The organism is Sphingobium sp. (assembly GCF_035511395.1).
Taxonomy (GTDB): Bacteria; Pseudomonadota; Alphaproteobacteria; order Sphingomonadales; family Sphingomonadaceae; genus Sphingobium.
Genome location: NZ_DATKFP010000178.1, coordinates 1 through 9,248 on the forward strand (window position 1 = coordinate 1; position 9,248 = coordinate 9,248).

12 protein-coding genes and 1 pseudogene are annotated in these 9,248 nt (G+C 64.7%); 3 read left to right on the forward strand and 10 right to left on the reverse strand.

Going from position 1 to position 9,248, the window contains the following annotated elements; all coding sequences use genetic code 11:
• Nucleotides 1–35: 35 nt before the first annotated feature.
• A pseudogene (locus VMR39_RS30480) lies at nt 36–107 on the forward strand (hypothetical protein); the annotation flags it as partial.
• Here VMR39_RS30480 and VMR39_RS12075 read toward each other — a convergent pair.
• Nucleotides 82–396, reverse strand: coding sequence for an FAD-dependent monooxygenase (locus tag VMR39_RS12075; RefSeq protein ID WP_325416221.1), 315 nt, complete (start codon nt 394–396; stop codon nt 82–84). The pseudogene VMR39_RS30480 and the gene VMR39_RS12075 overlap by 26 nt on opposite strands.
• Nucleotides 397–545: 149 nt before the next feature.
• Nucleotides 546–1,634 (reverse strand): branched-chain amino acid aminotransferase, encoded by a 1,089-nt coding sequence (locus VMR39_RS12080; protein ID WP_325416222.1) that lies wholly within the window; start codon nt 1,632–1,634, stop codon nt 546–548.
• Between the two features lie 153 nt (nt 1,635–1,787).
• Here VMR39_RS12080 and VMR39_RS12085 point away from each other — a divergent pair, with 153 nt between their 5' ends.
• Both VMR39_RS12085 and VMR39_RS12090 read left to right on the forward strand, forming a co-directional pair.
• A complete protein-coding gene (locus tag VMR39_RS12085) occupies nt 1,788–2,807 on the forward strand; it encodes a threonine aldolase family protein (protein WP_325416235.1) in 1,020 nt (339 codons plus the stop codon).
• Nucleotides 2,800–3,696, forward strand: a complete 897-nt coding sequence (locus VMR39_RS12090; protein WP_325416223.1) for a DMT family transporter — start codon at nt 2,800–2,802, stop codon at nt 3,694–3,696. The genes VMR39_RS12085 and VMR39_RS12090 overlap by 8 nt, the downstream gene beginning before the upstream one ends.
• 56 nt (nt 3,697–3,752) lie before the next feature.
• Here the strand turns inward: VMR39_RS12090 and VMR39_RS12095 are convergent, their stop codons facing one another.
• The 8 genes from VMR39_RS12095 to VMR39_RS12130 all read right to left on the reverse strand — a co-directional run bounded on the left by VMR39_RS12095 (nt 3,753) and on the right by VMR39_RS12130 (nt 8,996).
• Entirely contained in the window at nt 3,753–3,908 is a 156-nt protein-coding gene (locus VMR39_RS12095; protein WP_325416224.1) for a hypothetical protein, read from the reverse strand.
• Between the two features lie 161 nt (nt 3,909–4,069).
• Nucleotides 4,070–4,882, reverse strand: a complete 813-nt coding sequence (locus VMR39_RS12100) for an SDR family NAD(P)-dependent oxidoreductase (RefSeq protein ID WP_325416225.1) — start codon at nt 4,880–4,882, stop codon at nt 4,070–4,072.
• 26 nt (nt 4,883–4,908) lie between these two features.
• Nucleotides 4,909–5,268 (reverse strand): iron-sulfur cluster assembly accessory protein, encoded by a 360-nt coding sequence (locus VMR39_RS12105; RefSeq protein ID WP_325416227.1) that lies wholly within the window; start codon nt 5,266–5,268, stop codon nt 4,909–4,911.
• On the reverse strand, nt 5,268–5,729 hold the full coding sequence (locus tag VMR39_RS12110) for an SUF system Fe-S cluster assembly protein (RefSeq protein ID WP_325416228.1): 462 nt from the start codon (nt 5,727–5,729) through the stop codon (nt 5,268–5,270). Before VMR39_RS12110 ends, VMR39_RS12105 begins: the two co-directional genes overlap by 1 nt.
• Nucleotides 5,726–6,931 (reverse strand): cysteine desulfurase, encoded by a 1,206-nt coding sequence (locus VMR39_RS12115; RefSeq protein ID WP_325416229.1) that lies wholly within the window; start codon nt 6,929–6,931, stop codon nt 5,726–5,728. Before VMR39_RS12115 ends, VMR39_RS12110 begins: the two co-directional genes overlap by 4 nt.
• Nucleotides 6,928–7,680, reverse strand: coding sequence for a SufD family Fe-S cluster assembly protein (locus tag VMR39_RS12120; RefSeq protein ID WP_325416230.1), 753 nt, complete (start codon nt 7,678–7,680; stop codon nt 6,928–6,930). The genes VMR39_RS12115 and VMR39_RS12120 overlap by 4 nt, the downstream gene beginning before the upstream one ends.
• Nucleotides 7,681–7,777: 97 nt before the next feature.
• Complete coding sequence (gene sufC / locus VMR39_RS12125) at nt 7,778–8,524, reverse strand: Fe-S cluster assembly ATPase SufC (RefSeq protein ID WP_325416232.1); 747 nt, start codon at nt 8,522–8,524, stop codon at nt 7,778–7,780.
• A gap of 16 nt (nt 8,525–8,540) precedes the next feature.
• Nucleotides 8,541–8,996: a hypothetical protein gene (locus tag VMR39_RS12130; protein ID WP_325416233.1), complete on the reverse strand. Its 456-nt coding sequence runs from the start codon at nt 8,994–8,996 to the stop codon at nt 8,541–8,543.
• Nucleotides 8,997–9,248: the final 252 nt, after the last annotated feature.

Sequence of the window (9,248 nt, forward strand, 5' to 3'; positions counted from 1 at the left end):
CAACCGTGCTCCTCCTCGTCGATGTCTCCGGCAGCATGAACGGCCGCCCCCTCGACGCCATCCGGGGCGGACTCTCCGATCTCATGTCTCGCGCCCGTCCAGCCGACCGCCTTGCCCTCGCCTCGTTCGCCGAAGACCTCCGCTGGGAGAGCTCATTCCAGTCCTCTTCTCGTCCCAACCCTTGCCCTCCAGATGCGCGCCCACGCCGATGGCGGACAACATGGCATGGCTTGTCGAACTGATGGCGGAGACGCGGCCGTCAAAACCTGCGGCCGTCGTATCGACCGGATTGGCCGGATCGATCACGGCGGTCTTCACGCCATGGCGGGAAAGAGCGATGCCCAGAGTCAGGCCAACCAGCCCACCACCCAATATCACGACGTCGAAGCGTTCCATGGCGATGTGTCTAGGCGCTTGGGGCGGGATTGGGAAGTACGGCGAACCTCTTAAATCCGTTCGCCCTGAGCCTGTCGAAGGGCTTTCCTTCTTGAAAGGAAGTATGGGGCTTCGACAGGCTCAGCCCGAACGGCTGAAAGGTAGCAGCCTTAAATCGTGCGGACCCAGCCGGCCGGATCGGCCACGGTGCCGCGCTGGATGCCGGTCAGTTCGGCGCGCAGGCTCTCCGTCACCAGACCGCCATCGCCATTGCCGATGGTGAAGTCGCCATCGACGCTCTTGACCGTGCCGATCGCCGTCACGACCGCCGCCGTGCCGCAGGCGAAGGCTTCGCGCATCCGGCCGCTGGTCGCGTCGGCCCGCCACTGGGCGAAGCTGTACAGTTCCTCGCGTACCTCATGCCCCTTGGCGCGGGCCAGGGAGATGATCGAGTTGCGGGTGATGCCGGGCAGGATGGTGCCGAGCGGCGGGGTGATGATCGACCCGTCGTCCATCACGAAGAAGACGTTCATGCCGCCCAGTTCCTCGACCCACTTGTTTTCCGCGGCGTCGAGGAAGACGACCTGGTCGCAGCCATGCTTGATCGCTTCCTTCTGCGCGACCAGCGATGCGGCATAGTTGCCGCCGCACTTGGCCGCGCCCGTGCCGCCGCGCGCCGCGCGGGTAAAATGTTCCGACACCCACAGGGTCACGGCCTTCTTGCCGCCCTTGAAATAGGCGCCGGCGGGCGAAGCGATGACGCAGAAGATATATTCGTTCGACGGGCGCACGCCCAGAAAGGCTTCGCTCGCGAACATGAAGGGACGCAGATAGAGGCTGCCTTCGCCCGACGGGATCCAGTCGCCATCGATCTTCACCAGTTCTTCGACCGCTTCCATGAACAGATCCTGGGGAATGGCGGGCATCGCCATGCGCTCGGCCGATTCGGCGAAGCGGCGGGCATTTTCCTCCGGGCGGAACATGGCGACGCTGCCATCCTCCAGCCTGTAGGCCTTCATGCCCTCGAAGATTTCCTGCGCATAATGCAGTACGGCACAGGCGGGATCGAGCATGAAGGGCGCGCGCGCCTCAACCTTGTGGCTGTGCCAGCCCTGACCCTCGGTATAGCGGATTGTCACCATATGATCGGTGAAGAGCCGGCCGAAACCCGGATCCTCAAGCAGTAGCGCGCGCTCGTTCGCCGTCACAGCCTGGCTGTTGCGGGTAACGGTGAAACGCGACGTCTGCTCGGCGGCCATGGTGAGTCTCCTTTTCTGGCTCGGAAGGGGCGCCTATGTCACAGTGCGGCCCATGAAACAATGGGTCATATATACTGACCCATTTGCATGACAGGGCCAGCCATGACGCGATGGCCTCTTCTCGCCGGACGACAGCCCGGCTATCGCTCCTCCATGCACTTCTTTTCCGACAACGCCACGCCCATCAGCCCCGCCATCATGGCTGCCATCGCCGCGGCCGACCGGGCGGATCATGGTTATGACGGCGACGCATGGAGCGCGCGGCTGGATGGCGCTTTTTCCAACCTGTTCGAAACCCCGGTCAAGGCGCTGTGGATCTCCACCGGCACCGCAGCGAACAGCATCGCCCTCGCGACGCTCTGCCCGCCCTATGGCGGCGTGCTCTGTCATGAAGAAGCGCATATCGTCGTCGACGAATGTGGCGCACCGGGCTTCTTCACCCATGGTGCGACGCTGATGCCGCTGCCGGGCGAGGGCGCGAAACTGACGCCTGCAATCGTTGCAGAGCGGCTGAAGGCGATCCGTCCCGACGTGCATCAGGTACCCGCGCGCGCAATCAGCATCACCAACGCCACCGAATATGGGCTGGTCTATACGCCCGACGATGTCGCCGCGCTCGGCGAAGTGGCGAAGGCGCATGGCCTCGGCTTCCACATGGACGGCGCGCGTTTTGCTAATGCCGTCGCGCATCTGGGCTGCGCGCCCGCCGACGTCACCTGGCGCGCGGGCGTGGATGCGCTCAGCTTCGGCTGTGTCAAGAATGGTGGCATGGTCGGCGAGGCGCTGCTCTTCTTCGGGGGGCAGGCCGAAGCGCGCGCGGCCGAGGCCAAGCGCTGGCGCAAGCGGTCGGGCCATCTCTTCTCCAAGGGCCGCTATCTCGCCGCGCAGATACTCGCGATGATCGAGGATAATCTGTGGCTGCGCAATGCCGGTGCGGCCAATGCGGCGGCGCAGGCATTGGCGGAAAGCGCGGCCGGCCGGTTGATGCACCCGGTCGAGGCCAATGAGCTGTTCGTGCGGCTCACGGCGGAGGAAGCGGAGACCCTGCGCGCGCAGGGCTTCGATTTCTACGATTGGGGCAATGGCGCGGCGCGACTTGTCACCAACTGGTCGCAGGATGCGGCCAGCGTCGCACCCCTGGCGGACGCGCTCCGCGCGCTCGGCCGTGGCTGAGGAAGCGAAGGGCGGCGTCGCCCTGCCGTTCATCCTCGTCGTCCTGATCTGGAGTTCGACTTGGATCGTCATCCGCGATCAGATCGGCTCAGTCCCGGCCAGTTGGTCGGTCTGCTATCGCTTCCTGCTCGCCGGCATCGCCATGGCCGTCTTGGCGCGCTTCCGGGGCGTGTCGCTGCGGATCGGCGGCGCGGGCCTGGTCTTTGCCGCGCTTTTGGGAACGGCGCAGTTCGTCCTCAATTTCAACTTCGTCTATCGGGCGGAGCATTATCTGACCTCCGGCGTGGTCGCGGTCGTCTATGCGATGCTGCTGATTCCCAATTCGATCCTCGCTTGGCTGATTTTCCGCCAGCCCGTCAGCCGCGCCTTCATCGGCGGATCGGTGGTGGCGGTCACGGGAATCATCCTGATGCTGGTCCATGAATATCATGCCGCCACGGTCCGGCCCGACATGGTGCTGCTCGGCGCGGCCTTCTCGCTCGCGGGCCTGATGAGCGCGTCGAGCGCGAATATCATGCAAGGGATGGAGATTGCCCGGCGGCTGCCGATGGTGGCGGTGCTGGCCTGGGCGATGCTGATCGGTGCGGGGGTGGACGCCCTCTTCGCCTGGATCACCGTCGGGCCGCCGCAGTTCGAACCGCGCATCGGCTATATGCTGGGCATCGCCTGGCTGGGTCTTGCCGGGTCGGTCGTGACCTTCCCGCTCTATTTCACCCTGATCCAGCGCATGGGGGCAGGCCGCGCCGCCTATACGAGCGTGCTGATCCCGGTGATTGCGATGCTGATCTCCACTGCGGTGGAGGGCTATCGCTGGTCCGCGCTGGCGATCGGCGGCGCTGTGCTTGCGGTCGTCGGCATGGCGATCGCGTTGCGATCCAAAGAGAGCTAGAACGATTTCGAGTCGGGTGGTATCGCCCCGCCGGCTCGGAAACCGCTGCAAGCCAATTACCGCATCGCGCCCGGCTGGTAGCGCAGCTTGGCGGCATTGACCTTGTCGAGCAGGCTGGCGATCGATTCCGGCGAAGCGGTCGCGCGGCCGGGCATGGAAACATCGTTCATCCGGTGGCTCAGCGCGGAAAAGGCCTTATCGATACGGGTCATCGGACATCCCTTATGAAGCGATATCCCGCTTGTCGACTGCCTCGGTTAACAAGCCGTAAACCATGCGGTGAACCGAATCAGAGCATCGTGCGGAAAAGTGGGAACCGGTTTTTCGCTTCAACGATGCGACAACAAAAATTGGAACGCGACCAGCATCGAATTCAATGCAGCGCGCTCCAGAGGCAAGCGCGCAGCCCTTCGCGATAGGTCGGATGGCGCGGTGCCCAGCCCAGCAGCCGCTTGGCCCGACCATTGGCGACGCGACGGTTTTCGGCGTAAAAGGACCGCGCCATCGGCGACAGTCGCGCTTCCTCCAGCGTCAGCAGCGGTGGGACAGGCTGGCCCAGTATCGCGCAGGCTTCCTCGATCAGTCGGTTCTGCGCGCAAGGCAGGTCGTCCGACAGATTATAGATGCCCGGCGGCCCCCGATGGAGCGAGAGGGCAATGCCCGCGACGATATCGTCCACATGGGCACGGCTGAATATCTGGTCGGGCAGGTCGATGCGATGCGCCCGCCCCTCCCGCACCCGGTCGAGCGCCGAGCGGCCGGGACCATAGATGCCGGGCAGGCGGAAGCGGCGCATGTCGGGGCGAAGCGCGCCCCATTCCGTATCGGCCTGCGTGCGGGCGGCGCGGCGGCCGAAGCCGATGGCGCTGCTCTCGTCGACCCAAGCTCCCGCCGCATCGCCATAGACGCCGGTGGAAGACAGATAGCCGGTCCAGATCGCCGGGGCGGCGACCATATCCGCTCCATAGCGGGTCAGGACGGGATCGGCGTCGCCTGCGGGCGGGACCGAGGAAAGGATGTGCGTGGCCTGCGCGATCGCGGCGCGAACGGCGCTCGCGTCATCGAAGGCGAGCGCCTCGACATCGGCCGTGCGGCGGACGCCGGTCACCTGCCAGCCATCGGCGCGCAATCGGGTGGCTAGGCGTGAGGCGGTGTAGCCCATGCCAAGGATGAGCATGTGCGGCATCACACCACCTCCGTCAGGCAGGATGCTCAGACCGTGAAGCTCTCGCCGCAGCCGCAGCTGCCCTTGGCATTGGGGTTGTTGAAGACGAAGCCGGCGGTGAAGTCATCCTCGACCCAGTCCATGGTCGACCCGATCAGATAGAGTACCGACGCGCTGTCGATGTAGAAGATGCCGCCGGGCGTCTCGATCTTCTCGTCGAACTTCGCTTCCTGCGTCACATAGTCGACCGAATAGGCGAGGCCCGAACAGCCGCGCTTGGGCGTCGACAGCTTGACGCCGATCGTGCCTTCGGGCGCCTGCGCCATCAACTCCGCGATGCGGGCTTCCGCGCTCGGCGTCAGGATGACGGCGGCGGGGCGGGCGCGGGTCTTGGTCTCGACAGTCATCAGAGCATCCCCAGTTCGAGCTTGGCTTCGTCCGACATCTTGCCCGGATCCCATGGCGGATCCCAGACGAGGTTGACCTCGACATCGCCGACGCCGGGCACCGCGCCGACGCGCAGTTCGACTTCGCCGGGCATGGATTCCGCCACCGGGCAATGCGGCGTGGTCAGCGTCATGGTGACGACGGCATGGCCGTCCGCCGTGACGTCGACACCGTAGATCAGGCCCAGATCGTAGATGTTGACCGGGATTTCGGGGTCGAAGATTTCCTTCAGCGCGTCGATGATCCCGTCATAGAGATCGCCGCCGGGTTCGCCGGCAGGCGTCTCGGCAGGCCTCTGTGCCAGAAATCCGTCCAGATAGTCGCGCTGACGCGGGGCAGCATCGGCTTCCTCCACGCGCGCCTTGGGCGGCGTTTCGACCGCCTCCACTTCTTCCACCATGATCTTGCGCTCTTCGCTCATCCGAAGATTTTCCTCACTCGTTCAAGTCCCTGAACCAGCGCATCCACATCGCTGTCGTCGCTGTAGATGCAGAAACTGGCCCGCGCGGTCGCCTCGACGCCCAGATGGCGCATCAGCGGCTGTGCGCAGTGATGGCCGGCCCGGATCGCGACGCCCGTTTCGTCCAATATGGTGCCGACATCGTGCGGATGCACCCCCTCGACCTCGAAAGAGAGGATGCCGGCCGAATCGTCGGGGCCGAAGACGCGCACGCTGTTGATCTGCTCCAGCGCGGTCCGCGCCTTGGCGACCAGCGCGCATTCATGGGCGTGGATGGTGTCCAGCCCGATGCCCTGCACATAATCGATCGCCGCCGACAGGCCGACGACACCGGTGATGTGCGGCGTCCCCGCCTCGAACCGGGTGGGCGCGGGAGCATAGGTCGTCTTCTCGAACGTCACCTTGTCGATCATCGATCCGCCGCCCTGATAAGGAGGCATGGCGTCGAGCAGTTCCGCACGGCCCCACAACACGCCGATGCCCGTCGGGCCGTAGAGTTTGTGCGCGGAAAACACGTAGAAATCGCAGTCCAGCGCCTGCACATCGACGGCCAGGCGCGGCACGGCCTGACAGCCGTCGATCAGGATCTTCGCGCCGACCATATGGGCGATGTCGGCGGCGCGTCGGCAATCCAGCACGCTGCCCAGCACGTTCGATACATGGGCCAGAGCGACCATGCGATGCTGCGGCGTGATCATCGCGCGCATGGCGTCCAGGTCGATCCGGCCGTCCTGCGTCAGCGGCACGACGTCGATCGCCGCGCCTTGCCTTTCGGCCACGATTTGCCAGGGCACGATATTGCTGTGATGCTCAAGGCAAGACAGCAAGATGCGGTCGCCCGCCTTGAGCTGCGTCCCCGCCCAGCATTGCGCGACCAGGTTGATGCCCTCGGTAGCGCCACGGACATAGACGATTTCGCTGTCCGATGCCGCTCCGATGAATGTCGCGACCTTCCGCCGCGCCGCCTCATAGGCCAGCGTCATATTGGCCGAGCGTTCATAGACGCCGCGATGCACCGTCGCATAATCCGGGCCATAGGCGCGGGCGATGGCGTCGATCACGGCATTGGGCTTCTGCGCGGTGGCGGCGCTGTCGAGATAATGCCAGTCGCCGACACCGGGGAAATCGTCCCGCAACCGCAGCCCTGAAGCAAGATCGCTCATACCAGAGCCCCCAGCTTGGCGAGCGCGGCGGTTTCGAGGCTGTCCTTGACCGCCTCATCCGCCACATCGTCGAATACGCCCGCGACGAATGCTTTCAGCAGCAGCGTCTTGGCCGTCGCCGGGTCCATGCCGCGCGATGCCATGTAGAAAAGCGCCTGCTTGTCCAGTTCGCCCACGGTCGCGCCATGCGCGCATTTGACGTCGTCGGCGTAGATTTCCAGCTCCGGCTTGGCGTTCGCCGTGGCGGTGCGATCCAGCAGCATGGCCTTGATCGACTGGAAAGCATCGGTCCGCTGCGCATCGCGTGCGACGTTGATGCTACCGAGATAACTGCCCGTCGCGCGCTGCCCCAGGATCGACCGGATCGTCTGGCCGCTGGTCGAATCCGGCTTCGCATGGGTGACGCTGGTGATAATCTCCAGCGTCTGGTCGCCGCCGCCGATGATCGCGCCGTTCAGCTCGAAATGCGCATTGCTGCCGATCGTGACGGTGAAGGTCACGCGCCCCAGCTTGCCGCCGATGTTCAGTACATGGAAATCGCACCGCGCCCCGTCCGCGATGGTGATGACATAATCATGCACCGCAGCCGCGTCGTCGGCCGCATCCTGCAACAGATGATGACGGGCATTCTCCCCGGCTGCGACATCGATGCGCGTCGGCGCGGGCAGTGGCCAGATGGAGGCGACAGCCTCCAGATCGCTATAGCGCCATTCTTCCTGACGGCGGGTTGGCAGAGCGAGGGCAGTCACAGGCACGCCTCCTCCGCGTCTCCGCGCCTCCGCGTGAATAAAATGGACTCACGCGGAGACGCGGAGACGCGGAGAGAAAGGGAGATGCCTGCGGCGCTCATGCGGCCACCACCTCGGCATAGCCTTCACGTTCCAGTTCCAGCGCGAGTTCGGGGCCGCCCGACTTCACGATCCGGCCCGCCGCGAGGACGTGGACGAAGTCCGGCTTCACATAGTCGAGCAGCCGCTGATAATGGGTGATCAGCAGCACGGCCTTGTCGGGCTTGCGCATGATGGCGTTGATGCCCGCGCCCACGATCTTCAGCGCGTCGATGTCGAGGCCGGAGTCCGTCTCGTCCAGGATCGCCAGCTTGGGATCGAGTATCCCCATCTGCACCATTTCGGCGCGCTTCTTCTCGCCACCGGAAAAGCCGACATTCACCGGACGCTTCAGCATTTCCATGTCGAGGCCCAGCAGCCCGGCCTTTTCCTTGGCCAGCTTGATGAACTCGCCGCCGTTCAGTTCCTTCTCGCCGCGCGCGCGGCGCTGCGAATTGAGGCTTTCGCGCAGGAATTGCAGGTTGGACACGCCGGGGATCTCGACCGGATACTGGAAACCCAGGAAAAGGCCCGCTGCGGCGCGCTCATGCGGTTCCAGCTCGAACAGGTCCGCACTCTCGAACGTCGCTGTGCCGCCGGTCACTTCGTAATTCGGACGGCCGCCCAGCGTATAGGCCAGCGTCGACTTGCCCGCGCCGTTCGGCCCCATGATCGCGTGGATTTCACCTGCGTTGATGGACAGCGACAGACCCTTCAGGATCGCCTTGCCGTCGATTTCGTTGGTCAGGTTGTCGATCGTCAGCATCACTTATCCCCGAAAATCACTTGCTCTGCGCGCGCTGGAGCGTCCGCGCGGTCCAGAAGGCCATGTCGCGCACGTCGCCCGGCGCGGGAAACAGCGTGTCGATATGGCGCTTGATCGGCATATAGGGCCACCAGTCGGCGCCCGGCTCCGGCGCGCCCTTTTCCAGCAGCGCGACGACGAATTCGCTGACCGGACCCATGCGGGTGAGGTTGGGCGCCTTCGCCTTGTGGAACGCCTTGTCGGTGCGCAGCTTTTCGGTGAAGGCGACGTCGCCCTTCTCCAGCGCGGCGCGGCTCTCCGCCTCGAACGCGTCGAGATCGCCGAAATCCTTGACGGCGCGCGCCTGAAGCTCGCCCTCTTCCAGCTCATAATCCTCGGTCAGGATACGGACGGCGGCGGTCCACGCCTGGCCATTGCCGACATCTTCCGCGAAATCGGCGAGGGCATCCTGGATATCGTCTTCGTCGCTCAATTTTCCGTCCTTCAAATTCTCGAATGTCCGTCACCCCGGACTTGATCCGGGGTCTCGCTGCCTTCGCGCGTCGTACACTTAAAAGCGGGATGCCGGATTAAGTCCGGCATGACGTTCAGAAGCAGCGCAAATATCACCCCACGCTGCCCTCCAGCGAAATCCCCAACAGCTTCTGCGCTTCGACGGCGAATTCCATCGGCAGCTGTTGCAGCACTTCCTTCGCGAAGCCGTTCACGATCAGCGATACCGCGC